23 protein-coding genes and 1 tRNA gene are annotated in these 26271 nt (G+C 63.1%); 16 read left to right on the top strand and 8 right to left on the bottom strand.

The window, feature by feature from the left end:
- Positions 1-477 precede the first annotated feature (477 nt).
- Both smpB and dapA read right to left on the bottom strand, forming a co-directional pair.
- Complete coding sequence (gene smpB, locus ACSQ3E_RS07865) at positions 478-957, bottom strand: SsrA-binding protein SmpB (RefSeq protein WP_310323414.1); 480 nt, start codon at positions 955-957, stop codon at positions 478-480.
- Between the two features lie 228 nt (positions 958-1185).
- Entirely contained in the window at positions 1186-2067 is an 882-nt protein-coding gene (dapA, locus tag ACSQ3E_RS07860) for a 4-hydroxy-tetrahydrodipicolinate synthase (RefSeq protein ID WP_436122250.1), read from the bottom strand.
- Between the two features lie 230 nt (positions 2068-2297).
- On the opposite strand from dapA, the gene ACSQ3E_RS07855 reads away from it, so the two are divergent.
- The gene (locus tag ACSQ3E_RS07855; protein WP_436122249.1) at positions 2298-4340 is read left to right on the top strand and encodes a lytic transglycosylase domain-containing protein; all 2043 of its coding nucleotides are present in this window, start codon (positions 2298-2300) and stop codon (positions 4338-4340) included.
- A gap of 178 nt (positions 4341-4518) precedes the next feature.
- A complete protein-coding gene (locus tag ACSQ3E_RS07850; protein WP_436122248.1) occupies positions 4519-5445 on the top strand; it encodes an alpha/beta fold hydrolase in 927 nt (308 codons plus the stop codon).
- 215 nt (positions 5446-5660) lie between these two features.
- Here ACSQ3E_RS07850 and ACSQ3E_RS07845 read toward each other — a convergent pair whose 3' ends face one another.
- Positions 5661-6674, bottom strand: coding sequence for a porin (locus tag ACSQ3E_RS07845; protein ID WP_436122247.1), 1014 nt, complete (start codon positions 6672-6674; stop codon positions 5661-5663).
- 451 nt (positions 6675-7125) lie between these two features.
- Between ACSQ3E_RS07845 and ACSQ3E_RS07840 the strand changes: the two genes are divergently transcribed.
- From ACSQ3E_RS07840 to ACSQ3E_RS07800, 9 genes are all read left to right on the top strand, one after another.
- Positions 7126-7216, top strand: a tRNA-Ser gene (locus tag ACSQ3E_RS07840).
- Between the two features lie 147 nt (positions 7217-7363).
- Positions 7364-8452, top strand: coding sequence for a porin (locus ACSQ3E_RS07835; protein ID WP_436122246.1), 1089 nt, complete (start codon positions 7364-7366; stop codon positions 8450-8452).
- Between the two features lie 304 nt (positions 8453-8756).
- Complete coding sequence (locus ACSQ3E_RS07830) at positions 8757-9632, top strand: tyrosine-type recombinase/integrase (protein WP_436122493.1); 876 nt, start codon at positions 8757-8759, stop codon at positions 9630-9632.
- 217 nt (positions 9633-9849) lie between these two features.
- Positions 9850-10962 carry a pyridoxal phosphate-dependent aminotransferase gene (locus ACSQ3E_RS07825; RefSeq protein WP_436122245.1) on the top strand — a complete coding sequence of 371 codons (1113 nt, stop codon included), beginning with the start codon at positions 9850-9852 and terminating at the stop codon, positions 10960-10962.
- 193 nt (positions 10963-11155) lie between these two features.
- Positions 11156-12382, top strand: a complete 1227-nt coding sequence (locus ACSQ3E_RS07820) for a CAP domain-containing protein (RefSeq protein ID WP_436122244.1) — start codon at positions 11156-11158, stop codon at positions 12380-12382.
- Positions 12383-12464: 82 nt separating this feature from the next.
- Entirely contained in the window at positions 12465-14207 is a 1743-nt protein-coding gene (locus tag ACSQ3E_RS07815; protein WP_436122492.1) for a type I secretion system permease/ATPase, read from the top strand.
- A 2-nt stretch (positions 14208-14209) separates the two neighbouring features.
- The gene (locus ACSQ3E_RS07810; RefSeq protein WP_310323399.1) at positions 14210-15637 is read left to right on the top strand and encodes an HlyD family type I secretion periplasmic adaptor subunit; all 1428 of its coding nucleotides are present in this window, start codon (positions 14210-14212) and stop codon (positions 15635-15637) included.
- A gap of 95 nt (positions 15638-15732) precedes the next feature.
- Positions 15733-16377 (top strand): TetR/AcrR family transcriptional regulator, encoded by a 645-nt coding sequence (locus ACSQ3E_RS07805; RefSeq protein WP_310323397.1) that lies wholly within the window; start codon positions 15733-15735, stop codon positions 16375-16377.
- Positions 16343-17506, top strand: coding sequence for an isovaleryl-CoA dehydrogenase (locus ACSQ3E_RS07800; RefSeq protein ID WP_436122243.1), 1164 nt, complete (start codon positions 16343-16345; stop codon positions 17504-17506). The genes ACSQ3E_RS07805 and ACSQ3E_RS07800 overlap by 35 nt, the downstream gene beginning before the upstream one ends.
- 14 nt (positions 17507-17520) lie before the next feature.
- Here ACSQ3E_RS07800 and ACSQ3E_RS07795 read toward each other — a convergent pair whose 3' ends face one another.
- Positions 17521-17913, bottom strand: coding sequence for a hypothetical protein (locus tag ACSQ3E_RS07795; RefSeq protein ID WP_436122242.1), 393 nt, complete (start codon positions 17911-17913; stop codon positions 17521-17523).
- A 341-nt stretch (positions 17914-18254) separates the two neighbouring features.
- Between ACSQ3E_RS07795 and ACSQ3E_RS07790 the strand changes: the two genes are divergently transcribed.
- The 5 genes from ACSQ3E_RS07790 to ACSQ3E_RS07770 all read left to right on the top strand — a co-directional run bounded on the left by ACSQ3E_RS07790 (position 18255) and on the right by ACSQ3E_RS07770 (position 23423).
- Positions 18255-18593, top strand: a complete 339-nt coding sequence (locus tag ACSQ3E_RS07790) for an AbrB/MazE/SpoVT family DNA-binding domain-containing protein (RefSeq protein ID WP_310323391.1) — start codon at positions 18255-18257, stop codon at positions 18591-18593.
- Positions 18590-18967 carry a type II toxin-antitoxin system VapC family toxin gene (locus tag ACSQ3E_RS07785; protein WP_246765324.1) on the top strand — a complete coding sequence of 126 codons (378 nt, stop codon included), beginning with the start codon at positions 18590-18592 and terminating at the stop codon, positions 18965-18967. The genes ACSQ3E_RS07790 and ACSQ3E_RS07785 overlap by 4 nt, the downstream gene beginning before the upstream one ends.
- A 151-nt stretch (positions 18968-19118) precedes the next feature.
- Positions 19119-20726 (top strand): carboxyl transferase domain-containing protein, encoded by a 1608-nt coding sequence (locus tag ACSQ3E_RS07780; RefSeq protein ID WP_436122241.1) that lies wholly within the window; start codon positions 19119-19121, stop codon positions 20724-20726.
- Positions 20727-20740: 14 nt separating this feature from the next.
- Positions 20741-22696 (top strand): acetyl/propionyl/methylcrotonyl-CoA carboxylase subunit alpha, encoded by a 1956-nt coding sequence (locus ACSQ3E_RS07775; protein WP_436122240.1) that lies wholly within the window; start codon positions 20741-20743, stop codon positions 22694-22696.
- A 106-nt stretch (positions 22697-22802) separates the two neighbouring features.
- Positions 22803-23423 (top strand): YitT family protein, encoded by a 621-nt coding sequence (locus tag ACSQ3E_RS07770; protein ID WP_436122239.1) that lies wholly within the window; start codon positions 22803-22805, stop codon positions 23421-23423.
- A 51-nt stretch (positions 23424-23474) separates the two neighbouring features.
- Here the strand turns inward: ACSQ3E_RS07770 and ACSQ3E_RS07765 are convergent, their stop codons facing one another.
- The 4 genes from ACSQ3E_RS07765 to ACSQ3E_RS07750 form a co-directional block, all read right to left on the bottom strand.
- Positions 23475-24137 (bottom strand): peroxiredoxin, encoded by a 663-nt coding sequence (locus tag ACSQ3E_RS07765; RefSeq protein WP_263007767.1) that lies wholly within the window; start codon positions 24135-24137, stop codon positions 23475-23477.
- A 150-nt stretch (positions 24138-24287) separates the two neighbouring features.
- A complete protein-coding gene (locus ACSQ3E_RS07760; protein ID WP_436122238.1) occupies positions 24288-25409 on the bottom strand; it encodes an ABC transporter substrate-binding protein in 1122 nt (373 codons plus the stop codon).
- Between the two features lie 65 nt (positions 25410-25474).
- Positions 25475-25672: a hypothetical protein gene (locus ACSQ3E_RS07755; RefSeq protein WP_310323377.1), complete on the bottom strand. Its 198-nt coding sequence runs from the start codon at positions 25670-25672 to the stop codon at positions 25475-25477.
- Between the two features lie 148 nt (positions 25673-25820).
- Positions 25821-26087: a sel1 repeat family protein gene (locus tag ACSQ3E_RS07750; RefSeq protein WP_067964272.1), complete on the bottom strand. Its 267-nt coding sequence runs from the start codon at positions 26085-26087 to the stop codon at positions 25821-25823.
- Positions 26088-26271 lie beyond the last annotated feature (184 nt).

Genomic DNA, 26271 nt, shown 5'->3' with positions numbered 1-26271 from the left:
ACGGGAGCGTTCTTTGACAATGGCCAGGCGCGAAAGCGAGCGTGGCAGTGAAGAAACTTGGCGCCAACACCGGCTGGGCGAGTAGGAGTACACTTTTCCTGGGAAGAGCCCTTGGCAGGCGACTGGCGAGCGGCAATCGCGCCCTGATGAAGCGAAGGGCGACCATAGCTCCGCCCGAGCACTGAATCGATATCCAGTTACTGAGATCAGGGTCAGCGCTTCGAACGACGCGCCCGGCGGCAGCGACGGCAGCAGCAGGTCGGCTGCCACCGCCACACGGCAAGGGCGAGGAAGAAGGAGGCTGCGTCCCACGAAAGCCAATCCGCTATGAATTTTATCAAGCGGTAGCCTTTGGGTATAAAAAACCCGCCTAGAGGCGGGCCGTTTGCGGGCGCGAATCGCTCACCCTGCATATATGACAGTAACTCTTGACATCTGCGTGTCAAGACTCCCCGCGAGCGGAGAAGTGCGAGCTCCCTAGCCCCGCTCTTTCAGCAGCCGGCCCTTCTCGCGATTCCAGTCGCGCTGCTTTTCAGTCTCGCGCTTGTCGTGCAGCTTCTTGCCGCGGCTGACGGCGAGCAGCATCTTGGCCATGCCGCGATCGTTGAAATAGATCTTGAGCGGGATCAGCGTCATGCCTTCGCGCTCGATGTTCTGGGCGAGCTTGGCCATTTCGCGTTTGCTGACCAGAAGCTTGCGGCGGCGGCGGGTCTCGTGGTTGAAGCGGTTGGCTTGCAGGTATTCCGGCACATAGGAGTTGATCAGCCACAGCTCCCCGCCCTCGAACGAGGCATAGGAATCCTGGATGTTGGCCTGCCCCAGGCGCAGCGCCTTGACCTCAGTGCCGCTCAGCACAATGCCGGCCTCGAGCGTGTCGAGAACCTCATAGTTGAAGCGCGCCTTGCGGTTTTCCGCGGCGATCTTGTTGTTGGGGTCGGATTTCTTGCCCTGGCTCATGACGTCGCTACATGTTTGGTGCGTCCCCTGCAGCTCGCCGGCACGGCTGCACCTCAACGGGCAGCGCCGCACATCCGAAATCTTGCGCCTAAAGCGCGTCCGATCTCAGCTGCGGTCGCTGATGTCCCGAATCGCAAGGTGCGAGCCCGGTGGGCGAGCCTCGAGGGAGGCACAATTCCTAGAGCGCTTACATGGCTGCGAAGTGGCAATTCCGCAACCCTTGGGCACTCAGTTGATGAGGCCGGCAAACTTCATCGCCGCGTCGATCTTCTCGGCGGTCGACTGCTCGATCGTCACCAGCGGCGAGCGCAGCACGTTCTCGATCCGGCCGAGGCGCGACAGCGCGTATTTCGCGCCCGATGCGCCCGGCTCGATGAAGATCGCCTTGTGCAACGGCATCAGGCGGTCCTGCAGTTCGAGCGCCTTGGCGTTGTCGCCCGACAGGCTGGCGTTCTGGAACTCGGCGCAGAGACGCGGCGCCACGTTCGAGGTCACCGAAATGGCGCCGACGCCGCCATGGGCGTTGAAGCCGAGTGCCGAGGCGTCCTCGCCCGACAGCTGGATGAAATCGGTGCCGCAGGTGATGCGCTGCTCGGAGACGCGCTCGACCTTGCCGGTCGCGTCCTTGACGCCGGCGATGTTCTTAAAGTCGTGGGCCAGCCGGCCCATCGTCTCCGGCGTCATGTCGATGATCGAGCGCGGGGGGATGTTGTAGATGATGACAGGCAGTGTCGTTGCCTGGGCAACCGCGGCGAAATGCGCATAGAGGCCGCGCTGCGTCGGCTTGTTGTAATAGGGCGTGACGACGAGCACGGCATCCGCACCGACACTCTCGGCATACTTCACCAGGCCGACGGCCTCTTCGGTGTTGTTCGAACCGGCACCTGCGATAACGGGCACGCGGCCACGCGCAACCTCGACGCACGTCTTCACGACATGGCGGTGCTCGTCATGGGAAAGTGTCGGCGACTCGCCGGTGGTGCCGACCGGCACGAGGCCAGTGGTGCCTTCGGCGATCTGCCATTCGACGAGTTCGCGAAAGGCTTTCTCGTCGAGACGGCCATTCTTTTCGAATGGTGTCACGAGCGCGGTAAGTGAGCCTCTCAGCATGTCGTCCAACTCCAGGAACCCTACGGTTTCGCGGTCTTTTTGATGTCGCCGGCTTTCTAGCCGAAAGCGGGGCCGCGCACCATAGTCTCGACACCAATTTGCGGCAAGTGCGACAGCACCCTATATCGGGCCGAATCGAACGACCGCGCTAACCTTTCATTAACCCGCTCTTCACCACATGAACCTAGGCTCGAACGACCGCTCCTGATTGTAACCTGCAAGGATAGGGAATGACCAAGATCATTCCGGCTGCCAGGCCGCATCATATTGCGCTTTTGAGCGCCTTCATTGCCCTGGCGCCTGTCCCCGCCGGGAGTTCTGCGCTCGACCCGCAGGCAACGTCGGCCATCCCGTTTGCCAGCATCGGCAAGGGCGACGCAGCGCGCGCCGCGTTCGGCACCATCGACCAGCTCAAGAGCGGGCTAGACGCGCTGTCGAGCGGCGATCTGGCGCAGGCGCGCGCCGTGCGCGATGCCCTGCCCGCGACAGCACTCGACCGCCACATCCTGATGTGGGCGATCGCCATCAACGGCGGCGACCAGGTGCCGAGCGCCGATATCGCCGCTGCGGCACAGGCCCTGCCCGGCTGGCCGGGCCTCGCCACACTTCGCCGCAACAGCGAGCGCGCCATGGCGCGCGAAACGCCAGGTCCCAACATCGTGGTTGCAGCCTTTGCTGGCAGCGAACCGCAAACGATCGAAGGTGCTTTGCTTCTCGCCCGCGCCCAAAAAGAGCTCGGCAACGCCAAGGCGGCACTGAGCGTGCTGCTGCCCTATTGGCGCAGCGAGAAGCTGGACGCCAAATACGAGGTGGCGATCCTCAACGATTTCGGCACCCTGATCCCCGCCGCCGACCATCGCATCCGCATGGAACGGATGCTTTATGCCGACCGGGTCAATTCGGCCACTCGTGTCGCCGAGCTGGCCGGGGCAAAGCCGCTCGCCGACGCCTGGGCTGCCGTCATCAAGGGCGACAAGAAGGCGGCCGCACTGCTCGATGCGGTTCCCACCGGCCAGCGCTCGGCCGGCTATGTCTTTGCCAAGGCACGGCTTTTGCGCAAGCAGGAGAAGTTCACCGAGGCGGCAGCCGTCATGCTCAAGGCGCCGAAGGACCGCGCCAGCCTGATCGATCCCGACGCCTGGTGGGTCGAGCGCCGCGTCCTGTCGCGCGAACTGCTCGACGAGGGCGACGTCAAGACCGCCTACCGGATTGCTGCGGCACATTCGGCCGAAAACCCGACAAACGCAGCCGACGCCGAGTTCCACGCCGGCTGGTATGCACTGCGCGGCCTCAACGACGCCAAGCTTGCATCGGGCCATTTCGAGCGCATCGCCAAGATCGCCGGCAGCCCGATCTCGCTGTCGCGCGCCTATTACTGGCTCGGCCGCACCGCCGAAGCCGGCGGACCTGGCAACGCCAAGGACTATTTCGCCCGTGCCGCCACCTATGGCACGAGCTTCTACGGCCAGCTTGCTGCCGAACGAATCGGCCGCAAGGCACTCAACGTCGTTTATCCCGCGCCGACTTCGGCCGACCGCCAGGCCTTTGCCCAGCGCGAGGCCGTCAGCGCGATCACCCGGCTCGAGGGCGCAGGCTATGCGGCTTATGCCGAGATGCTTTACCGCGACCTCGCCTCGCAATTGAACAGCCCGGGCGAACTCGCGCTTCTCGCCGTCATGGCCGAAAAGCAGAACAACCATTACCTGGCACTGCGCGTCGGCAAGATCGCCGCCCAGCGCGGCCTCGACGTCGGCGCGCTGTCGCATCCGATCGGGGTGATCCCCGGCTCGGCCAACATTTCGGGCTCCGGCAAGGCGCTGGCCTACGCCATCGCGCGCCAGGAAAGCGAGTTCAAGGTCTCGGCCGTCTCTAGCGCCGGCGCACGCGGCCTGCTGCAGCTCATGCCCGGCACAGCCAGGGATCTGGCGAAAAAGGCCGGCATGGCCTTTTCGCAGGAGCGCCTCACCTCGGATGCCGGCTACAACGCCACCTTGGGCGCAAGCTTCCTCGGCGAGCAGCTCGGCCGCTTCAACGGCTCCTACGTGCTGACCTTCGCCGGTTACAATGCCGGCCCACGCCGCGCCAACCAATGGATCGCGCGTTACGGCGATCCGCGCGGCAAGGACGTCGACACCGTCGTCGACTGGATCGAGCGCATCCCCTATGCGGAGACGCGCAGCTACGTCCAGCGCGTGATGGAAAACTATCAGGTCTACAAGATGCGGCTGTCCGGCAGCTACGACATCAATGGCGACCTGGTGAACGGCCGCTGAGCTCGCTCGCGCAGGTGTCATTCAGGCAGGCAGATCTTGGTATCGCCCAGGCAGATCTCGCTGGCACCTTTTGTTGGTGTCGCTCGGGCAGATCGGCGGCGGTTTGACCTCGCCCTATGGCTTCGCTAGCTAGGTCGGACCGACGCGAGGTCGTGTCGGGAGCGGGAGAGGCACCCTGATGACCGACGCGCAAGGCTTTGCGGACTTCTTCTACACCTCGCAGGACGGGCTAAGGCTGCACGCGCGAATCTACGGCACCGAGCCGGCCCTCGACGAAACCGTTCATACCAGCAATCGCCCGGTCGTCTGCTTGCCGGGCCTGACCCGCAACGCCAGGGACTTCCACGAGCTGGCCCTGCACCTCGCCAACAACCCCAAAAAGCCTCGCCGAATCATATGCTTCGACTACCGCGGGCGGGGGCAGTCAGCCTATGACCTGAACTGGCAGAACTACAATGTCGGCATGGAAACTGCCGACGTCATCGCCGGCCTCGACGCCCTCGGCGTCACCGAAGCCGCCTTCATCGGCACCTCGCGCGGCGGCCTGATTATCCACGTGCTGGCCATGATGCGCCCTGCCCTGATCAAAGCCGTGGTCCTCAACGACATCGCCCCGGTAATCGAGGCGGCAGGCCTTGCCCACATACGCACATACCTTGAGAACGCCCCTCGCCCGGCTGATTTCACAGAGGCAGTGCGGATTCAAAAGACCGTTCATGGCGAGGCGTTTCCGGCGTTGTCGGACGCCGACTGGCACCGCTTCGTCCACGCCATCTATCGCGACGAGGCCGGCATGCCTGTCGCCGACTACGACCCGGCCTTGCTCAACACCGTGCTGGCGATGGACCTGAGCCAGCCGCTGCCTGATCTCTGGCCGCAGTTCGAAGCTCTTGCGTCGGTGCTGGTGCTCGCCATCCGCGGCGCCAACTCGCGGCTGCTGTCGGCGGAAACTGTCGAGGAAATACGCCGACGCCACCCACGCTTCGCGGCGATCACTGTTGAAGGACAAGGCCACGCGCCGCTGCTGGAGACGGGAAGCCTGCCGGCGACAATCGCTATCTTCCTGGATAAAGCAGACGCAACGGCTTTTCCTCCGAAAGACTGATCGGCGGCTGGGCCGACCACGGCCGGCTGACGTGGCAGCCACCACTGACAGCAGACAGGCTACAAAGCACGTCCGGCAAATTGCGGACGAGTCGCTCGACACGCCGGAATGCGCCACGTCACCCGACACTCTGAAGCTCTGCAGTTTTCGTTTCCTCAAACGAAAAAACCCGGCGGTTGCCCGCCGGGTTTTCCTTAAATCAGCTTGTGAGCCGATTAGAACGAAGCGTCGAGACGCAGGAAGCCACCCCATGCGGAGCCATGGTCGCCGTCTTCGTAGTTGACAGCCAGCTTGGCATCGAGGTTTTCAACGACCTTATAGTCGACGACAGCGCCAGCGGCCCATGCGTCGTGATCAAAGCCGTTGGCTTCGTCCGCGAAGTACTGAGCACCCGCACCAATTGCGAGCTTCTCGTTGACCTGATACTTCGCGTAACCGCCAAGCGACCACGTGAAGCCATCATAGCTTTCGCTGAGCGGAGTGTTCACGCTGTAGAAGCTTTCGCCCGACTCGTAGGTCGCCAGAACGGACAGCGTCAGGGCTTCGGTTGCCTTGAAGTTGGCAATCGCCTTCAGTGCGAACTCTTCCGCAGTAGCGTCGTAGGCTGCGAACAGATCAACGCCACCCCAACCCTGTGCGATCGAGACCTTACCGGTCACGTTCGGAACGTAATCCTCGTTGCTGTCTGCTTCTTCCAGACCGGCGCTAACTGCGATGCCGTTGCCAGCATCAAAGGTGTAGCGGATCTGGTGAATACGAGCGCCACCACCCGAGTCAAATTCGCCCGAGAGGTCACCGTCATACAGCGTATCGGTAAAGCCAACGAGCAGGCCGCCGAGTTCGAAGTAGGCGTGACGGAGCGTGAAGGCACTGCTCGAGCCCGAGTCAATGCGGCCTTCGATTTCGATGTAACGCTTGAAGGTGCCGTATTCGGTCTCCGAACGGGCATCGAACTTCAGACGAGCAAGAGCCGTCTTGCGCCAACCCGAATCGTCGAGATCAGCAAAGTCCTCGCTGCTGTTCCAGTTGATCTGGTAACGAACGAGGCCGCCGATCTTGAGGCAGGTCTCGGTGCCGGGGATGTAGTAGAAGCCCGCGCCGTAAACGTCGCAGATGCGGACGTATTCCATGGGTTCCGGCTCAGCGACGACGACAGCGTCGGCCGCACGAGCGCCGGAGACTGCGAGCAGAGCCGCAGCGGAGCCGAGAAGAAGGCTCTTAATGTTCATTTTCTGACCTCCAGTCAAAAGTTTCAAAAGAGGGTCTGGGTATTTTTTGCTGAAGGACAGCGTTCCCTGCCCCATCCCCGTTTGAAAAAGATGCGCACCGCGCTCCCTCTTCGACCCCGACATTACCCATGAGCCGCTGCGGTTCAACAGCCAACACGGCCCGCAAGCCTCCCGTAACGCTCTATCGCCGGGCCATGTTGCACAAATGACACGATTTGATACCCCCCATAAAGAAGTCATTAAGAAATGGGGCCATTCCAGCGCAGGTTTTGCGCTTGGCACCACATGCAGTTGAGTTCTCTTTCCGCAGAATCGCGGCTGAGCCGATTCCACCGGAGCCCAGCTGAGCGGACGATTCGTGCATCGAACTCGCCAGGCGATGCTTTTTCCCACCGATATGTAGAATGGCTTATTGATTGTGCCGCGCCTTTTCTTTATCCAGCGGCGCAACGGAGAGGTGGCCGAGTGGTCGAAGGCGCTCCCCTGCTAAGGGAGTAGAGGTCAAAAGCTTCTCGTGGGTTCGAATCCCATCCTCTCCGCCAGCCTCAGGCTACCTTCCCTCCCAGATCTCAGAATTACCAGCTATTTCAATTGCTTGCAGGATCGCTGCGCGCGAGGGGAGCTGATTTTCGCGGCTTTCTGATTTCTTTTTTCGATCTCCAGCCGCGATTCTGACTGGAGGTCAGAAAATGAACATTAAGAGCCTTCTTCTCGGCTCCGCTGCGGCTCTGCTCGCAGTCTCCGGCGCTCGTGCGGCCGACGCTGTCGTCGTCGCTGAGCCGGAACCCATGGAATACGTCCGCATCTGCGACGTTTACGGCGCGGGCTTCTACTACATCCCCGGCACCGAGACCTGCCTCAAGATCGGCGGCCTTGTTCGTTACCAGATCGACTGGAACAGCGAGACCGATGACGGCTGGCGCAAAACCGCCCTGTTCCGCCTGAAGGTCGATGCTCGTTCGGAGACCGAATACGGCACGTTCAAGCGCTACATCGAATTCCAGGGCGCAAACAACGGCGCGACCCACTCTCCGATCTTGGACGACGCAGGCGCTGTCATTGGCACGTCGTTTGATGGCAACGACGACAGCACCTTCGCCGTTCGTTATGCTTACTTCGAACTCGGCGGCCTGATGGTCGGTCGCAACGACACGCTGTTCGACGGCGATCTGTCGGGCGAGTTCGACAAGGGCGGTGGCGACTTCATCCAGCAGATCCGCTACACCTTCGACGCCGGCAACGGCATCGCTGTGTCGGTCGGCCTGGAAGAAGAAGACAACAACTTCGACTACGTGCCGCTCGTGACCGGTAAGGTCTCGATCGCTCAGGGTTGGGGTTCGGTCGACCTGTTCGCAGGTTATGACGATCGCTTCTCGGAGTTCGCCCTCAAGGGTATCGCCAAGATCAAGGCAACCGACGCTCTGACGCTCGAGCTGCTCGCAGCTTACGAGTCGGGTGCTACCTGGTTCGGCCTGTCTGACTTCTACGCTGGCTACGAATGGTCGGTCGGCGGTTACCTGAAGTACCAGGTCAACGAGAAGCTGGCGATCGGCGCTGGTGGTCAGTACTTCGCTGACGCTCACGAAGGCGACTTCGTGACCCTCACGACGGTTGACTCGGGCTTCAATGATTGGACGGTCGGCGCGGTTATCGACTACACGATCGTCGAGAACCTCAACGCCAAGCTCGCCCTCAACTACGTCGACGGCGACACCTTTGAGGATGCTGGCGAAGACGGCGCGTTCACGGGCTTCCTCCGCCTCAACGCCGAATTCTAATCGGCTGACGGCGTAAAGCATAAGGCGGCCCGGGTTTCCTAGGAGACTCGGGCCGTTTTTTTCTACCGGCAGAACGCCGGGACCCTAACCACAAAAGGAGAGCACGACGCTGTAAGACGAAGCGAGTTCGAGCCCAGGACGATATTGCCGTCTGCATCACGGCGTGAGCTTGCTCATTTGTTTACGTTATCCCTTGCCTCCGCAAACCATGGCTGTATCGTCCGCGCCGGGGATTGCTGAGGTGGTTATGAAGAAAGCAACTCCTAAGGACCAAATTATGAGCGGCCACCACTCAGCCGCCCTGATGACTGATTGCAAGGTAACTTACAGTTTCAATACTATTAAAGAAGTAAAGTCATTCAGGGTCATAGACCTTTTTTATTCTTACAAAGACATCTTATGGGATGACGGCAAGCACAAGTACAACGTCAGCTCCTTTATTGGTGAGATCGACGAGGTCCTGCTTGGCGAGCGCTTCAGCGCATTTTCCCAGGAGACACTCGACGGCCTGATAGGCTCCTTGCGCCAACGCGGTAACAGCAACGCGACCATCAATCGAAAGATGGCCGCTTTGAGCAAACTGCTGCGCAAGGCCTACAAGATGGGAGATATCCACAGCCTGCCCGAGTTCCGCCGCCAGAAAGAGCGGGCGGGACGAATCCGCTTTCTCGAGCTCGAGGAAGAGGATCGGCTGTTTGCTGCCATCAGGGCCAAGAGCGAAGACGCCTACCGGCTTTCCGTTTTCCTTGTCGACACCGGATGCCGCCTCGGCGAGGCGATCGGGCTGATCTGGAACGACATCCAGGACACCCGCGTCAGCTTCTGGATCACTAAATCCGGGCGCAGCCGCACCATTCCCCTGACCGCACGCGCGAGAGAAACGACCAAATGGCCGGCAGACCGTGGGCCGCGTCCAAAAGGACCGTTCGCCATGCTGACGCAGCCGCAGTTCCGCGCCATCTGGAACGAAGCCAAGGCAGAAGTTGGATTGGGTGCCGACGACCAGGTGGTGCCGCACATCCTGCGCCACACCTGCGCCTCGCGCCTCGTGCAGGGCGGCATCGACATCCGCCGCGTGCAGATGTGGCTCGGCCACCAGACGCTGTCGATGACGATGCGCTATGCACATCTCGCGACCAACGATCTTGATCGTTGTGTGGTGGTGCTGGAACGGCACTGAGGGCAAGCAGGCAATTTGTCGGGCGAACACCGGCCTCACTCAGGCTGCGTTGTCGTTCGCCGACGATTCGTCTCGGCCGCTTTGAAAGATTGTTGGTCCCGATCGCGCCAAGGCTGCGACAAACCGCATGCATGCGCGGCCGGTTTTGTCGTATAGGCAAAATCCGAGAGAGTTCCGCGCCCGGTACGGGGCGGACGACGCCATCGAGTATGCTGACATGACCAACCGCCCTGCCCTCACCCCCGTCATCAATGCCCTGCCTGTTACCGTGCCGTTTGTTGGGCCGGAGGCGCAGGAGCGTGACCGCGGCGCGCCGTTTCGGGCCCGCATCGGTGCCAATGAGAGCGGTTTCGGCCCCTCGCCACGCGTGATCGCGCGCATGCAGGAGGCGGCGGGCGAGATGTGGAAATATTGCGACCCCGACAACTATGAACTCAAGGTCGCCCTTGCGCGCCATCTCGGTGTCGGCATCGAGAATGTTGTCGTCGGCGAAGGCATCGACGGGCTGCTGAACCTCGTCGTGCGCATGTACGCCAGCGAAGGCACGCCAGTCGTGACCTCGCTCGGCGCCTATCCGACCTTCAATTTCCACGTCGCCAGCGTCGGCGCCAGACTGGTGCCGGTGCCGTTCCGCAACGACAAGGAGGATTTGCAGGGCCTGCTCGACGCAGTGAAACGGGAGAATGCGCCCGTTGTCTATCTGTCCAACCCGGACAATCCGATGGGCAGCTGGTGGGAGGCAACCGAGATCCTTCGCTTTGTCGAAGCGTTGCCCGAAACGACGATGCTGGTCCTTGATGAGGCCTATGGCGAGACGGCACCGGCTTCGGCGCTGCCGCCGGTCGACATTTCGCGACCCAATGTCGTGCGTATGCGCACCTTCTCCAAGGCCTATGGGCTCGCCGGCATCCGCTGCGGCTATGCCTTTGGCGACGCCGAGGTGATCACGAGCTTCGAGAAGGTGCGCAATCACTACGGCGTCAGCCGGATGGCGCAGATAGCGGGCGAGGAAGCCCTCGCCGACCAGGCTTATCTCGCTGAGGTCGTCGCCAAGGTTGATGCCGGGCGCAAGCGGATCGCCAGGATTGCAAGTGACAACGGGTTGAAGCCCCTGCCCTCGGCGACCAATTTCGTCACCATCGACTGCGGCGGTGATGCTGCCTTTGCCCTGGCGGTTATGCGCAACATGCTTGCCCGCGACGTGTTCATCCGCAAGCCGATGGCGCCGGTGCTCGACCGCTGCATTCGCGTCAGCGTCGGTCTCGACCACGAGCTCGACATCTTCGCCGAAGAACTGCCTCGGGCAATCGCTGCTGCCCGCGGCGCGTGACGACGGCCGACACTTTCAACTAGGGATAGCCACGAACTTCGCGCGACATAGGTTTGCGCGAAGATATATGCGCATATCCTAATTTATTCATTTCGACGCCGCATCATCAACACAGTTCGTGCCTAGGCCGGACCTGGGCGGACGGGGACACAGGGGGTTCAACAGCAATCAAGAACCAAACCGGGGAGACCCTATGCCTCAGCACAGCGCCAACGAGCAGTATCTGCTCGAGCTCATCAACGCGGAGCGCGCCAAAGTCGGCGCCCAGCCTCTGGCATTCGACAACGACCTAAGCGAAGCCGCCGAAAACCACGACAAGTGGATGCTCGCGGCGGATGTCTTTTCACACACGGGATCCGGCGGCTCGTCGCCGACGACACGCATGAAGGCGGCCGGCTACACGCTCAGCGGCTCCTGGGCGACCGGCGAGAACATCGCCTGGGCGACCACGCGCGCGCCGACCGGCTATGTCGACGAAGTGAAGCTGCTCCACACCAACCTGATGAATTCTTCCGGACACCGGGCGAACATCCTCAACCCGAACTTCCGCGAGGTCGGCCTCGGCTTCGAGGTCGGCGACTACAAGGGGCGTTCCTCCGCCTTCGTGACCGAAGACTTCGGCAAGACGGGTACCGACCTGTTCCTGACCGGCGTCACCTTCGACGACAAGGACGGTGACCGTTTCTACGATCCGGGCGAAGGGCTTGGCGCAATCACGGTGACGGCCAAGAACGCCCTCGGCCAGACCTTCAAGACCACGACCTCGGCGGCGGGCGGCTACGACCTGGTGCTGAAGCCCGGCACCTATACCGTGACCTTCACCGGCACCAACATCGCGACCTCGACGCAGACGGTCACGATCGGCACCAAGAACGTCAAGAAAGACCTGATCGATCCGGTGATGAAGTCGGGCACGCTGGCAGCCACCGCTTCGGCCGACGATGCCGGTGCAGCCGCGCCGACAACGCCGACCAAGGCAGTCGACGTTGCCGACAACACCGATACTGGCGGCGCCACGACCGGCGGCGACAATACGGGCGGAAACCCTGCGAACAACTGGCTCGCCGACTTCTTCAAGAAGATGGACCACTTCGGCCAGGACCAGGGCACGCGTGGCGCACGTGAAGTCGCCGACTCGGCCGACACGTCGACGAAGAAGACGGTGGCGCTTGATGGCGACCACTTCAACTTCAGCTCGAAGGTGGTGGCACATGTCAACGCTGACCATGTCAACGACATCGTCGATGGCGGCCACGTGCAGCAGGCGGTTGACCATGTGATCGCGGTCTTGCAGGCCCACCTTCCGGCGGATGGCCACGCCGTTGCCGATGCGGGCGATGCTGCCCAGGCAGCGGTCGCCAAGATCCTGGCGCAGATGGCCGCCCATTCGGGCCACCAGAACGGCGACCTCGCCGCCTGATCCTACTTGCGATCCAAGAGGCGGGCCTCGTTTGACGAGGTCCGCCGCAACGCAGCCGAGAGGCTGACATTGGGGAAAAGTCCTGACTTATCCGCTTGCGAATGACCCAGGCCGTACCAACCGCTCGGAGCTGCGCGATGCGCTGGGCTCGTTCCGGGGCGCTTTCGTTGCCGTTGCCGGCTTCAGCGGCCTGATCAACATCCTGATGCTGTCCGGCTCGCTGTTCATGCTGCAGGTCTATGACCGGGTACTGCCGAGCCGCAGTGTGCCGACGCTCGTGGCGCTGATCATATTGGTGGCGGTGCTCTACGCATTCCAGGGCGTGCTCGAAGCTGTCAGGGCACGCGTGCTGACGCGCATCGGCGCGGGCATCGACGAAATCATCAGCGGCCGCGTGTTCAACTGCATCGTCAGGCTGCCCTTGCGCACGCGCGACCGCGGCGAAGGCCTGCAGGCAATGCGCGACCTCGACCAGGTCAGCGGCTTTCTATCAGGCGCCGGACCGGCCGCCTTGTTCGACCTGCCATGGATGCCGCTCTATGTCGGCATCTGTTTTCTCTTTCATCCCTGGATCGGCGTCGCGGCACTCGCCGGCGCGGTGCTTCTTGTCGCGCTGACCGTGTTGACAGACCGCCTGGTGCGCGGGCCGACCAAGGCGATGTCGGGCTTCAGCACGCGGCGCAGCGCGATTGCGCAGGCAGGCGCTCGCAATGCCGAGGTGCTGGCCGCGATGGGCATGGGTGACCGGCTGGCGCAGCGCTGGGCCCAGGCGAATGGCGATTTCCGCGAGGCGCAGGAACGCGCCAGCGACCTGACCAGCGGCTTCGGTGCGGTATCGCGCATCCTGCGCATGATGCTGCAGTCGATGGTGCTGGCGCTTGGCGCCTATCTCGTCATCTACCAGCAAGCGACGCCCGGTATCATCATCGCCAGCTCGATCCTGACGTCGCGCGCGCTGGCGCCGATCGAACTCGCCATCGCGCACTGGAAAGGCTTTCTCAATGCGCGCCAGAGCTGGAACAGGCTCGACGCATTGTTCGCGGCAATGCCGGCGTCCGAAGGCGGCATGGAGCTGCCGGCTCCGGCCGACGAGCTCGCCGTGGAGGGCATCAGCGTGGTGGCGCCGGGCAACCGGCGATTTGTGCTGCAGGATGTCGAATTCTCGCTCCGGGCAGGATCCGGCATGGGCGTCATCGGCCCGAGCGGCTCGGGAAAATCGTCGCTGGCGCGGGCACTGGTCGGCGTCTGGCCGCTGATGCGCGGCAAGGTGCGGCTCGATGGTGCCGCGCTCGAGCAGTGGCCGGCGCAAGCGCTCGGCCGCCATGTCGGCTACCTTCCGCAGGACGTAGAGCTGTTTGCCGGAACGGTCGGCCAGAACATCTCGCGCTTTGAAGACAAGGCAGCCTCCGAAACGATTATCTCAGCGGCGAAGGCGGCGGGCGTGCACGACATGATCCTGCGCCTGCCCGAGGGCTACCAGACCGAGATCGGTGAGAGCGGTGCTGCCCTCTCCGCCGGCCAGCGCCAGCGCGTGGCATTGGCGCGTGCACTGTATCGCGACCCGTTCCTGGTCGTTCTCGACGAACCCAATTCCAACCTCGACGCATCGGGCGACCAGGCGTTGACGCAGGCCATCGAGCGCATCAAGGCGCGCGGTGGCATCGTCATCGTTGTGGCGCACCGGCCGAGCGCGCTCGCAGCACTCGATCACCTGCTGGTGCTCGGCGGCGGCAAGCAGCAGGCGTTCGGCCTGAAGAGCGACATTGCACGGCAGGCGCTGCAACCGGTGCCGGTGCCGCTGCATGCGGTGGGAACGGCGGGCTGACCATGACACTGGTGACGAACCATTTTTCGGCAGACCGGCTGAAGGCAGCCCGAAATCTTGCCGCATCGGCGAAGACGCAGATGCTCGCCTTGCTCGACAAGGGCGCCATGCCGGTTGCCGGCGCTACCCCGCAACAGCAGCGGCTGCGCAACGACATCAGGCGCAACATGCGGCTGGGCGGCATCGCCGCGCTGGCGCTGGTCGGCGGCCTCGGACTTTGGGCTGCGACGAGCAGCCTATCGGGTGCAGTGGTCGCTGCCGGTCACCTGGTTGTCGATTCGAACGTCAAGGCGGTCCAGCACCCGCAGGGCGGCGTTGTCGGTGCGCTCAACGTGCACAATGGCAGCATGGTTTCGGCTGGCGAGGTGCTGGTGCGGCTCGACGACACCGTCGCCAAGGCCAATCTCGCCATCGTCGACAATGGCCTGGACGAGCTGGTGGCGCGGCGCGCGCGGCTGATGGCCGAGCGCGACGGTGTCGACGCGATCGCCTATCCGGCCGAACTCACGGCCCGCGCCTCCACTCCCGAGATTGCGCAACTGATCGAGGGCGAAAACAAGCTCTTTGCGCTCCGGCGGCAGGCGCGCGATGGGCAGGTGTCGCAATTGCGCGAGCGTATTGCCCAGTTCCGCCAGGAAATTTCGGGCATCGAAGCCCAGCAGAACAGCAAGAAGCAGGAGATCGCCCTGATCAAGGTCGAGCTCGCGGGCATGGAAGAGCTCTGGAAAAAGAAGCTGGTGCCGATCTCTCGGTTGGCCGACCGCCAGCGGGCGCAGGCACAGCTCGACGGCGAGGACGGCCAACTCACCGCATCGGCGGCGCAGACGCGCGGCCGCATCAGCGAGACCGAGCTCGCCATCATCCAGATCGACCAGGACATGCGCAGCCAGGTGGCGGGCGAACTGCGCGAGATCGACGCCAAGGCCGGCGAGCTAAGGGAACGGCAGGTCGCCGCCGAGCAGTCGCTGAAGCAAATCGACATCCGCGCGCCGCAGGCCGGCCGTGTCCACCAGCTGGCGATCCATACCGTCGGCGGCGTGGTCACGCCGGGCGAAGCGATAATGCAGATCGTGCCGACGGCGGATGCGCTGGTGGTCGAGGCGCGCGTCGCACCACAGGACATCGATCAGGTGCGCATCGGCCAACCGGCGACGCTGAGGCTTTCCGCCTTCAACCAGCAGACCACGCCGGAAGTGGAAGGCACGGTCGACCGGGTTTCACCCGACATGATCGAGGACCAGAAGGCCGGGCTCTCCTACTACGGGGTGCGCATAACCCTGTCCGCCAAGAGCCTCGAACAGGCTGGCTCGCCGGAGCTCAAGCCGGGCATGCCGGCCGAGGTGTTCCTCAAGACCACCGACCGCACGGTGCTTTCCTATCTGTTCAAGCCGCTGACCGACCAGGCCAGCCGCGCCTTCCGCAGCGACTGACGCCGATCGGCCGTCATCCACAGGTCGCAATTCGCACCCCTTGAATTAATTAAACGTTCGTTTTATTAATTTGGTCATTCGGGAGGAATGGCTGGATGGCGCGAACTGCGGGTTCGGACGGCGGCAGGACGGAAGCGGCGATCCGCGAGGCGGCGGTGCAACTGATCGCGCGCCACGGCTTCGAGGCGGTGACTATGCGCCAGCTGGCGGCCGAAGTCGGCGTGCAGGCTGCTGCGCTGTACCGCTATTTCCCGACCAAGGAAGACCTGCTCCACACACTGATGCGCGAGCACATGGAAGCGCTGCTTGGCGCCTGGGAGGCAGCGCGCGCCGACAATGACGATCCGCTGGCGCGGCTGACCAGTTTTGTCGCCAACCACATCCGTTTCCATGTCGAGCGCCGGCACGCCACCCATGTCTCCAACATGGAGTTGCGCAGCCTTTCGCGCGATAATCTGACCAGCATCCTCAAGCTCCGCACGGCTTACGAAAAGGAGCTCAGGACCATCCTGCGCGACGGCGCGGATGCGGGCCTGCTGGAGGTCGACGACACCGGCCTGACCGCGATGGCGATCATCCAGATGATCACGGGCGTCATCGTCTGGTTTCGTCCCGATGAGAGACTGTCGGTCGACGAAGTGACCGCGACCTACCTTGCCATGACGATGCGCCTGACCGGTGCCAAGACCAACGCGGAGGACCGCCATGTACGACAAGACGCTGAACTTCGGGCTCGGTGAAGACATAGACAGCCTGCGCGAGATGGTCCGGCGCTTCGCCCAGGACCGCATCGCCCCGATCGCCGCCGACATCGACCGCAGCAATGAATTTCCCGCCCATCTCTGGCAGGAACTGGGCGCGCTCGGCCTGCTTGGCATCACAGCCGAGGGCGAGTATGGCGGCTCGGAAATGGGTTATGTCGCCCATGTCGTGGCGGTGGAGGAGATATCCCGCGCCTCGGCCTCGGTCGGCCTGTCTTATGGCGCGCATTCGAACCTGTGCGTCAACCAGATCAAGCGCTGGGGCACGCCGGAGCAGAAGGCAAAATACCTGCCCAAGCTGTGCTCGGGCGAAAATGTCGGCGCACTCGCCATGTCGGAAAGCGGCTCCGGCTCCGACGTCGTGTCGCTCCGCCTGAGGGCCGAGAAGCGCAACGACGTCTATGTGCTCAACGGCTCCAAGATGTGGATCACCAACGGGCCCGACGCCGACACGCTGGTTGTCTATGCCAAGACTGATCCGGATCGCAAATCGCGCGGCATCACCGCCTTCATCATCGAGAAGACGATGAAGGGCTTTTCGGTGGCGCAGAAGCTCGACAAGCTCGGCATGCGCGGCTCCAACACCGGCGAGCTGGTGTTCGAGAACGTCGAGGTGCCGGTCGAAAACGTGCTGCACGAGGAAGGCCGCGGCGTCGAAGTGCTGATGTCCGGCCTCGACTACGAGCGTGTGGTGCTGGCTGGCGGACCGATCGGCATCATGGCGGCATGCATGGACGTCGCCGTGCCTTACGTGCACGACCGCAAGCAGTTCGGCCAGCCGATCGGCGAATTCCAGCTGGTGCAGGGCAAGCTCGCCGACATGTATTCGACGATGAACGCCGCGCGCGCCTACGTCTATGCCGTGGCCGCTGCCTGCGACCGCGGCCAGACGACTCGCAAGGACGCCGCCGGCTGCGTGCTGTTTGCGGCCGAGAAGGCGACGTTGATGGCGCTCGACGCCATCCAGCTGCTCGGCGGCAATGGCTACATCAACGACTATCCCACGGGCCGACTGCTGCGCGACGCCAAACTCTACGAGATCGGCGCCGGCACCAGCGAGATCAGACGCTGGCTGATTGGCCGCGAGATCATGGCGGAAGGCGCATGACGCCTCCCGCCTGGTCACTGGAAAGCCCTTGGCAGATCGGCGGTCGGCTTCGACACGATCTGATGGGCGTCACGCCAGATGACCTCGCGCTGACCGGCGGTCTTGATTGTCCGCACCGGCAGGCCGCCCTCGCCAATCAGCCAGGCGCAGTAGCGCGCACGGCTGATGGCCTCGGCGGCGTCCGGGTCGAACCAGCAGATGCCCCAGATCGAGTTACGCCGCTTGAAATGGCGACCGATCCTGCCGGGTATCGGCAAATGCTCATTGAACCAGTTGAACTGCTCGCCCAGTTCGGCATGGATCCAGTCCGGACAGCCGGTCCTGTAGAGATACCAGGACGCCCGGAAGAAGCCGGCCTCCACCCGGCTGTTCGGGTGGATAAGCGGCGTAACGAAACGCACATACATGATGACAACCGCGCGGCCTCGACGGCGGCGCGCTCCCCTGCAACTTCGGTGAATTCAAGGTGTGAAGGTGCCGCCCTTCGGCGGCCTCAGCCTTTTGCCGAAGGGAGACGGAATGCCAGGCGCATATCGATGCGTCTCATCGGTCGTCTCCAAGAGGACAGGTTGCGGAACATGCGGACGAGCCAGAGGCTCGCCCATTCGGGAGCGGGCAGGTACACGCATTCCGCAACGTTATCAAGCCAAAACAATCAGAGGTTTTCGCAACACCTCTGGCTGCAATTTGCCGCAAATGGCCATTTATGGCACAATCTCGATTTCTGCCACAGATCGAGGTTCGTTCCATGACAGAGCCAGAGACACCGAAGGGCTTCGCCGAGGAGCCGCAGAAGCCATACAGCTCCAGGATCAGGGACGAATTGCTGCGCAAGCCGCCGAAGTACGAGCGGCTGCGCGTCGGCGACGGCGGCCGTGTCGTCATCCCCGCCGCCATGCGCGAGGAAATGGGCATCAAGCCGGGCGACGATCTCGTCGCTCGCGTCGAGAACGGAGAACTCAGGCTGATCTCGCGCCAGATGGCCCTCACCCGCGTCCAGCAGGAGATGGCCAAGTACAAGAAGCCGGGCGAGAGCGTTGTCGACGAGTTCATTGCCGAGCGCCGCGCAATGTGGGGTGAAGAGTGATCGTGCTCGACGCTTCGGCGGTGCTGGCGGCGATGCTGCAAGAGCCTGGAGCCGACCGGGTGCATGCGCTGGTCGACAAGAGCGTGATCTGCGCGGTCAATGTGACGGAGGTCATCTCGAAGCTGACCGACAAGGGCTATGACGAAGTTGACGTACGCCAGCAATACGAGAACTTGAGTCTTGAGGTGGTGTCGTTCGACCAACACCTGGCGCTGGTGGCGGGGCACCTTCGTGCATCGACGCGTCACAAGGGCCTGTCGCTGGGCGATCGCGCCTGTCTGGCACTGGCGATACTGACTGAACGAACGGCTGTCACCGCCGACAGGAAATGGGCCGATCTCGACGTCGGCTGCAAGATTGAGGTCATTCGCTGAGAGGCGATGCAGAGCGGAGATGGATCAACAGCAAGACACCGACGTCTGGACTTCGCCGAAATTACGAGGCTAGTGCGTTAGATTCGCCACCCACCATGACTGCTTCGCGCCTTGGGCGCGGCTATGCATGGGTATCACTCCAAGAGGAAAAATGCCGACGCTTCATTCCCAGCTCTCCCCCTCCTCCGAAAGCTTCAAGGCCAATGCCGCGCGCCTGCGAACGCTGGTGGCTGACATCAGCGAGAAGGCTGCGACGGTGGAGCGCGGCGGTTCGGAGGATGCGCGCAAGCGGCATGTGTCGCGCGGCAAGCTTTTGCCGCGTGAAAGGCTGGCACAGCTGCTCGACGCCGGCTCGCCCTTCCTCGAGGTCGGCCAGTTCGCCGCCTTCGGCCTCTATGGCGGCGACATCGCCTCGGCCGGCGTGATCGCCGGCATTGGCCGCGTCGAGGGCACCGAGGTCATGGTGGTGGTCAACGACGCCACGGTGAAGGGCGGCACCTATTATCCGCTGACGGTGAAGAAGCATCTCAGGGCGCAGGAGATCGCGCTGCAGAACAATCTGCCCTGCATCTATCTCGTCGATTCGGGCGGCGCCAACCTGCCCAACCAGGACGAGGTGTTTCCCGACCGCGATCATTTCGGCCGCATCTTCTTCAACCAGGCCAACATGTCGGCGGCAGGCATTCCGCAGATCGCCTGCGTCATGGGCTCGTGCACGGCGGGCGGCGCCTATGTGCCGGCAATGTCCGACGAGACCGTCATGGTGCGTAACCAGGCGACCATCTTCCTCGCCGGGCCGCCGCTGGTGAAGGCGGCCACCGGCGAGGATGTGAGCGCCGAAGACCTGGGCGGCGCCGACCTGCACACGCGGGTCTCGGGTGTCGCCGACCACTATGCCGTGGACGACGAACACGCGCTGGCGATCGTCCGGCGCATCGTCAAAAACCTGAATCGGAAGAAGGACATCGGGCTCGTTCTCAAGAAATCGATTCCGCCTGTTCATGCGCCGGAAGAGGTCTATGGCGTCATCCCCGCCGACCTGCGCCAGCCTTACGACGTGCGCGAGGTGATCGCGCGCGTTGTCGACGGCTCCGAGTTCGACGAGTTCAAGCAGAACTACGGCGCCACGCTGGTGACCGGCTTTGCCCATATCCACGGCATGCCGGTCGGCATCATCGCCAACAACGGCGTGCTGTTTTCGGAGAGCGCGCTGAAGGGCGCGCATTTCATCGAGCTGTGCTGCCAGCGGAAGGTCCCGCTGGTGTTCCTGCAGAACATCACCGGCTTCATGGTCGGCGCGAAATACGAGGCCGGTGGCATCGCCAAGGATGGCGCCAAGCTGGTGACGGCGGTCGCGACCGCCCAGGTGCCGAAGGTGACGATCATCATCGGCGGTTCGTTCGGCGCCGGCAATTACGGCATGTGCGGCCGCGCCTACTCGCCTCGCTTCCTGTGGATGTGGCCGAACGCACGCATTTCCGTCATGGGCGGCGAGCAGGCGGCGACCGTTCTCGCCATGGTCAAGCGCGAGGGCATCGAGCGCAAGGGCGGCACCTGGAGCAAGGAAGAAGAGGCCGAATTCCGCGCGCCGATCCTCGAGAAATATGAGCGCGAGGGGCACCCGCTCTACTCGTCGGCGCGCCTGTGGGACGACGGCATCATCGACCCGGCGAAGACGCGCGAGGTGCTGGCGCTCAGCCTGTCGGCTGCGCTCAACGCGCCGGTCGCCGACACCAAGTTCGGCGTGTTCAGGATGTGATGGGGGATCAAAGAATGTTCTCAAAAATCCTCATCGCTAATCGCGGCGAGATTGCATGCCGCGTCATCCGCACTGCCCGCAAGATGGGCATCAAGACGGTGGCCGTTTACTCCGACGCCGACGCGCGCGCGCTGCACGTCGCCATGGCCGACGAAGCCGTGCATATCGGCGGCTCGCCGGTCGCCGAGAGCTATCTGCGCGGCGACGTCATCATCGCGGCTGCCAAGGCGACCGGCGCCGAGGCGATCCATCCCGGCTACGGCTTCCTGTCCGAAAACCCCGGCTTCGTCGACCAGGTGACGCAGGCAGGGCTCGTCTTCATCGGCCCTTCGGCAGATTCGATCCGCGCCATGGGGCTCAAGGACGCGGCCAAGAGGCTTATGGAAAAGGCCGGCGTGCCGGTCGTGCCAGGCTATCACGGCGAGGCGCAGGAGATCGTCATCCTCGCCAGCAAGGCGCGCGAGATCGGCTATCCCGTGCTGATCAAGGCGCGCGCCGGCGGCGGCGGCAAGGGCATGCGCCGCGTCGACCATCCCGACGATTTCGCCGATGCGCTCTCTGGCGCGCGGCGCGAGGCCAAGGCCGCCTTCGGCGACGACCGCGTGCTGGTCGAGAAATATGTCGACAAGCCGCGCCACATCGAAGTGCAGGTGTTCGGCGACAATTTTGGCAATGCCGTGCACCTGTTCGAGCGCGACTGCTCGGCACAGCGCCGCCACCAGAAGGTGATCGAGGAAGCCCCTGCTCCTGGCATGACGGCGGAGTTGCGCGCTGCGATGACCGATGCCGCCGTGAAGGCGGCAAAGGCGATCAAATATTCCGGCGCCGGCACGATCGAGTTCATCGTCGATGCCTCGGACGGGCTGAAGCCGGACCGCTTCTGGTTCATGGAAATGAACACGCGGCTGCAGGTCGAGCATCCGGTGACCGAGATGATATCAGGCGTAGACTTGGTCGAATGGCAGCTTCGGGTCGCCTCGGGCGAGCAGATACCGCTGGCGCAGGATGAGATCGCGCTGTCCGGCCATGCCTTCGAGGCACGGCTCTATGCCGAGGATCCCGCCAAGGGCTTCCTGCCGGCGATCGGAACGCTGCATCATCTCAGTTTCCCGACCGAAGCCACGCCGGGCACCGAAATTCGCGTTGAAACCGGCGTGCGCCAAGGCGATGCGATTTCGCCGTTCTACGACCCGATGATCGCCAAGGTGGTGACGCACGGGCCTGATCGCGCCACGGCCCTCAACGCGCTGGCCGAAGCAGTCACTCGCACCGAAGTGGCCGGGTCGACGACCAATGCGGCGTTCCTCGCAGCCCTTGCACGTGACCCCGACTTCGCCTCCGGCGATGTCGACACCGGTCTCATCGGGCGCAAGCAGGATGAGCTGACGGTCACCGCGCCGCCGAGCAGCCGGGCCGTAGCACTCGCCGCACTGGCTGCCACGGGAGCCACGGCATCCGCTGCCTCTGATGATCCGTGGTCTGGCCTCACCGGCTACGCCCACTTCAACCCGCTGGCACGGCGGGCAACGCTGTCATTTGGCGGCGACGATATTGTTGCCCACATCACCGCGCGGCCGGACGGGCGTTTCCAGGTCAGACCGGAGGGCGGCGAGGCTTTCGTGCTAGCTGCGGGCGTGAACGATGTCGGTGCGACCGTCGCGGCGTGGCCCGGCCATGTCACCGTGTTCGAAAACGGCCGCTCGTTCGACTTCGCCATCAGCGATCCGTTCGCCCGTGCTGCCGAGATCGGCGAAGGCACGTCGAGCATGCGCGCGCCGATGCCAGGGCTGGTCAAGCTGGTACGTGCCGCCAAGGGCGACAAGGTGACCAAGGGCCAGCCGCTGCTGGTGCTCGAGGCGATGAAGATGGAGCACACCATCACCGCCACCCATGACGGGGTGATCAGCGAGATCGCCGTCGAGGGCTCGCAGGTCACCGACGGAACTGTGCTGGTGCGCTTCGAGGACTGACGCGAGCCTTGCTGTTTGCGCATGACAGCCCAGCCCGAAAATCTGTACCGGATTTCGGGCTGGCGTCTTATTGCTGCGATGCAGCAAACATGGACAGGCAAGCGCAGTGACCAACATCAGCAACAGTGATGCCCTACCGCATCGCCAGTACGAGGACGTGCTGGCACTGCTCACCGGTACCATGATGGTGGCGCTCGGGCTGGTGCTCTACACCAATGCCGGGCTGATCACTGGCAGTTCGGCCGGACTGGCGCTGCTTGTCCAATACGCCACCGGCTACGGCTTCGGCGCCATCTTCTTCGTCATCAACCTGCCCTTCTATTATCTCGCGGTGAAGCGCATGGGCTGGCCATTCGCGCTGCGCACCTTTGCTGCCGTGGCGCTGATTTCGCTGCTGTCGCGCCTGGTGCCCGACTGGATCGGCATCGGCCACCTGAACCCGCTTTATGCCGCGATATCAGGCGGCGGCCTGATGGGCATGGGCCTTCTGGTGCTGTTCCGCCATCGCGCCGGCCTCGGCGGCTTCAACATCTTGGCTTTGTACCTGCAGGACAATTACGGCATCCGCGCCGGCTATTTCCAGCTGGCGGTCGACCTCGTGATCCTTCTCGTGTCGCTGTTTTATCTCGAGCTCGACAAGGTCGCACTTTCGGTGCTGGGTGCGGCGGTGCTCAACCTGATCATCGCCATCAACCATCGCCCCGGCCGTTATGTCGGCATGAGCTGAATCGAAAAAGCCGCGCCAAGGGCGCGGCTTTCGTTCGCATGCTGGGCCGGATCAGCTGGCGGTCGGCTGCTTGGTCTTCCTGAGATAGGGCAGAACGCGCTCGAACGAGCCGAAGCGCTTGATCGCGTCCTCGTCGGAGACGGCGGCGGTGACGATGACGTCGTCGCCCTGCTTCCACTGCACAGGTGTTGCCACCTGGTACTTGGCGGTCAGCTGGATCGAATCCAGCGCGCGCAGGATCTCGTCGAAGTTGCGGCCGGTCGACATCGGATAGGTCAAGGTCAGCTTGACCTTCTTGTCGGGGCCGATGACGAAGACCGAACGCACGGTGGCATTGTCTGCCGGCGTGCGGCCTTCAGAGCTGTCGCCGGCCGTCGCCGGCAGCATGTCGAAAAGCTTGGCAATGGCAAGCGTCGGGTCGCCGATCATCGGATAGTCGACCTTGTTGCCGGAGAGCGTCTCGATGTCGGCCTTCCATTTGTGGTGGTTCTCGACCGGATCGACCGAAATGCCGATGATCTTGGCGTTGCGCTTGGCGAAATCCGCCTTGAGCCCGGCCATGTAGCCGAGTTCGGTGGTGCAGACGGGCGTAAAATCCTTCGGGTGCGAAAACAGCACGGCATAGCCGTCACCGATCCAGTCATGGAAGCTGATTGCGCCTTCCGTGGTGTCGGCCTTGAAATCGGGGGCGGTGTCATTGATGCGAAGGCTCATTGTCGGTTCCTCCTGAATGCGACGCACACGGCTTGCGCCGGCCAGAACGGCCTGATCTTGGCGTCCGCGTGCGAAAATCTCATTTTGCGCCAAGCTCGTGAAAACGACAATGGCCGGGACATGCCCGGCCATTGAATGCATACGTGCGGCTTACTGCTTGATCGGCGCGTATTTGCCGTCGTGCCACTGGTTGATGTCGTAGCTGGCGTTCTTGAGATCGCCCTTCTCGTCGAAGACGACATCGCCAACGACGGTGCTGATCGGTTTGCCGTCCTTGAGCGCCTCAGCGACCTTCATCGGGTCATCCGTGCCGGCACGCTCGATGCCCTGCGCGAAAGCCTGGATGGTGGCGTAGGAGAACAGCGTGAAGCCTTCCGGCACGAAACCGCCGGCCTTGATCTTCTCGACTGCTTCCTTGGCCTCAGGCTTGGCCTGCGGATCGGACGGGAAGACGAACAGCGTGCCCTCGCCGGCCGGGCCGGCGATCTGCCAGAACTCCGGCGAGGCGATCGAGTCGGGCATGATCAGCTGGTACTTCAGGCTCTGCTCTGCCGACTGGCGCAGGATGAGGCCGGCTTCGGGGTGGTAGCCGCCGAAATAGACGACGTCGGCCTTGAGCTCCTTGAGCTTGGTAACCAGCGCCGAATAGTCCTTCTCGCCGGCATTGATGCCTTCGTAGAGAACCTCGGTCAGGCCACCGGCGTTCATCGTTGCCTTGACTGCGTCGGCCACGCCCTGGCCGTAGGCGCTCTTGTCATGCAGCACGACGACATTCTTGCCTTTGTACTTCTCGGCGATCCATGGGCCGATGAAGGCACCCTGGGCGTCGTCACGCGTGTAAAGGCGCATGATCGTCGGCCAGCCCTTCTTGGCGGCATCGTCGGTCAAAACAGGATTCGACGACGCCGGCGACATCATCAGCGCGCCGGATTCGGCATAGACGGCGGATGCCGGGATGCTCGAGCCCGAGCAGGCATGGCCGTCGATGAACTTGATGCCGTTGGCAACGATGCGGTTGGCGACAGAAACCGCCTGCTTGGGATCGCAGACGTCGTCTTCGATCGACAGCTTGAGCTTGCGGCCCAAGACGCCGCCCTTTTCGTTGATCGCCTTGACGGCGGCTTCGGCACCTTGCTTGAACTGGTCGCCGATGTTGGCGAGCTGTCCGGTCATCGGACCCGCCACGGCAATGCCGATGTCCTGCGCGTAGGCGGCGCCGGCGCTGATCGACAGGCCGACAAGAGCCGCGCCGAATGTACGTTTCAAATGCATTGTTACCCTCCCTGGGACGCTCCGGAATTCCCTGATCGCGTCATACGTGCAATCGCCGAAAGCTGTCATCGCGACCGGGCCTTGTCTTGGCGCATCGGCGTCAGGATGTTGTGCCTGCAAACAGGGCGGCGGGCAATGCGGTGGGCATGACGATGCTGCCACGCTTCGGCTGGCCGAAACAAAAAGGCCGCGCCGATCTTATGGTGATCGGTCGCGGCCTTTTTCGTGGAGAGTGCCGCGAGCATCTTCGGCCCGTCGGACATTCGCCTGCCCTGTCTAACTCTTTGTTCGTCAATGGGGCATGCTGGAGGTCATGTCCCTGTCGCGCCTGGCCTGTCCTTCAAACCGTCGCGTTGTTGTTATTGGAAGCCGCCATTCAGGCGACCTCGGCCTCCCCCCGGAAGCAGATTGTTAGTGCATCGTCATCCATTCACGCGCTTCGCGCAGCGCCTTGACGATGTCGAGCTTGGACATCGTGCCGGAAAGCTCCGAGCGCAGGGCCGCAGCGCGGGCCGAGCCCTTGATCGCGGCGATGTTGAACCATTTGTGGGCGGCAACCACGTCGACCTCGCAATCGCGGCCGGTCGCATACATCATGCCGAGTTCGAGAAGAATGTCGGCCTGAGCGGTGGTTCCCATCGCGCCGAAGCCAGCGTCAAAGATTTCGAAACGTGCCATTTTCTTATCCTCTGCCTGTCTCCTGAGAGCCGGCCCGCTGGTGTTCCGGAGCTGCCCTTTCGATGCTTCCGAGAATGCCGGGGAGCCTTGAATCCGCCGTTAAATGGCTTGCTTAACTCGAAGAAAACAAACTGAAAACAAAGGGTAAAGCTCGGAATTCATTAAGGATAGGATTCCTTGCGGC

The sequence above is a fragment of the Aminobacter sp. LjRoot7 genome (genome assembly GCF_964252895.1).
Taxonomy (GTDB): Bacteria; Pseudomonadota; Alphaproteobacteria; order Rhizobiales; family Rhizobiaceae; genus Aminobacter; species Aminobacter aminovorans_B.
This window is presented reverse-complemented; position numbering and strand designations above follow the sequence as displayed.

Excerpts from the sequence above, each read along its gene's own strand:
- ACSQ3E_RS07850 (WP_436122248.1), top strand. The coding sequence starts at position 4,519 with ATGACCGACGCGCAAGGCTTTGCGGACTTCTTCTACACCTCGCAGGAC.
- ACSQ3E_RS07750 (WP_067964272.1), bottom strand. The coding sequence starts at position 26,087 with ATGGCACGTTTCGAAATCTTTGACGCTGGCTTCGGCGCGATGGGAACC.
- ACSQ3E_RS07810 (WP_310323399.1), top strand. The coding sequence starts at position 14,210 with ATGACACTGGTGACGAACCATTTTTCGGCAGACCGGCTGAAGGCAGCC.
- ACSQ3E_RS07755 (WP_310323377.1), bottom strand. The coding sequence starts at position 25,672 with ATGTCCGACGGGCCGAAGATGCTCGCGGCACTCTCCACGAAAAAGGCC.
- ACSQ3E_RS07800 (WP_436122243.1), top strand. The coding sequence starts at position 16,343 with ATGTACGACAAGACGCTGAACTTCGGGCTCGGTGAAGACATAGACAGC.
- ACSQ3E_RS07835 (WP_436122246.1), top strand. The coding sequence starts at position 7,364 with ATGAACATTAAGAGCCTTCTTCTCGGCTCCGCTGCGGCTCTGCTCGCA.
- smpB (WP_310323414.1), bottom strand. The coding sequence starts at position 957 with ATGAGCCAGGGCAAGAAATCCGACCCCAACAACAAGATCGCCGCGGAA.
- ACSQ3E_RS07825 (WP_436122245.1), top strand. The coding sequence starts at position 9,850 with ATGACCAACCGCCCTGCCCTCACCCCCGTCATCAATGCCCTGCCTGTT.
- ACSQ3E_RS07760 (WP_436122238.1), bottom strand. The coding sequence starts at position 25,409 with ATGCATTTGAAACGTACATTCGGCGCGGCTCTTGTCGGCCTGTCGATC.
- ACSQ3E_RS07820 (WP_436122244.1), top strand. The coding sequence starts at position 11,156 with ATGCCTCAGCACAGCGCCAACGAGCAGTATCTGCTCGAGCTCATCAAC.
- ACSQ3E_RS07805 (WP_310323397.1), top strand. The coding sequence starts at position 15,733 with ATGGCGCGAACTGCGGGTTCGGACGGCGGCAGGACGGAAGCGGCGATC.
- ACSQ3E_RS07775 (WP_436122240.1), top strand. The coding sequence starts at position 20,741 with ATGTTCTCAAAAATCCTCATCGCTAATCGCGGCGAGATTGCATGCCGC.
- dapA (WP_436122250.1), bottom strand. The coding sequence starts at position 2,067 with ATGCTGAGAGGCTCACTTACCGCGCTCGTGACACCATTCGAAAAGAAT.
- ACSQ3E_RS07795 (WP_436122242.1), bottom strand. The coding sequence starts at position 17,913 with ATGTATGTGCGTTTCGTTACGCCGCTTATCCACCCGAACAGCCGGGTG.
- ACSQ3E_RS07765 (WP_263007767.1), bottom strand. The coding sequence starts at position 24,137 with ATGAGCCTTCGCATCAATGACACCGCCCCCGATTTCAAGGCCGACACC.
- ACSQ3E_RS07780 (WP_436122241.1), top strand. The coding sequence starts at position 19,119 with ATGCCGACGCTTCATTCCCAGCTCTCCCCCTCCTCCGAAAGCTTCAAG.
- ACSQ3E_RS07830 (WP_436122493.1), top strand. The coding sequence starts at position 8,757 with ATGACTGATTGCAAGGTAACTTACAGTTTCAATACTATTAAAGAAGTA.
- ACSQ3E_RS07855 (WP_436122249.1), top strand. The coding sequence starts at position 2,298 with ATGACCAAGATCATTCCGGCTGCCAGGCCGCATCATATTGCGCTTTTG.
- ACSQ3E_RS07790 (WP_310323391.1), top strand. The coding sequence starts at position 18,255 with ATGACAGAGCCAGAGACACCGAAGGGCTTCGCCGAGGAGCCGCAGAAG.
- ACSQ3E_RS07845 (WP_436122247.1), bottom strand. The coding sequence starts at position 6,674 with ATGAACATTAAGAGCCTTCTTCTCGGCTCCGCTGCGGCTCTGCTCGCA.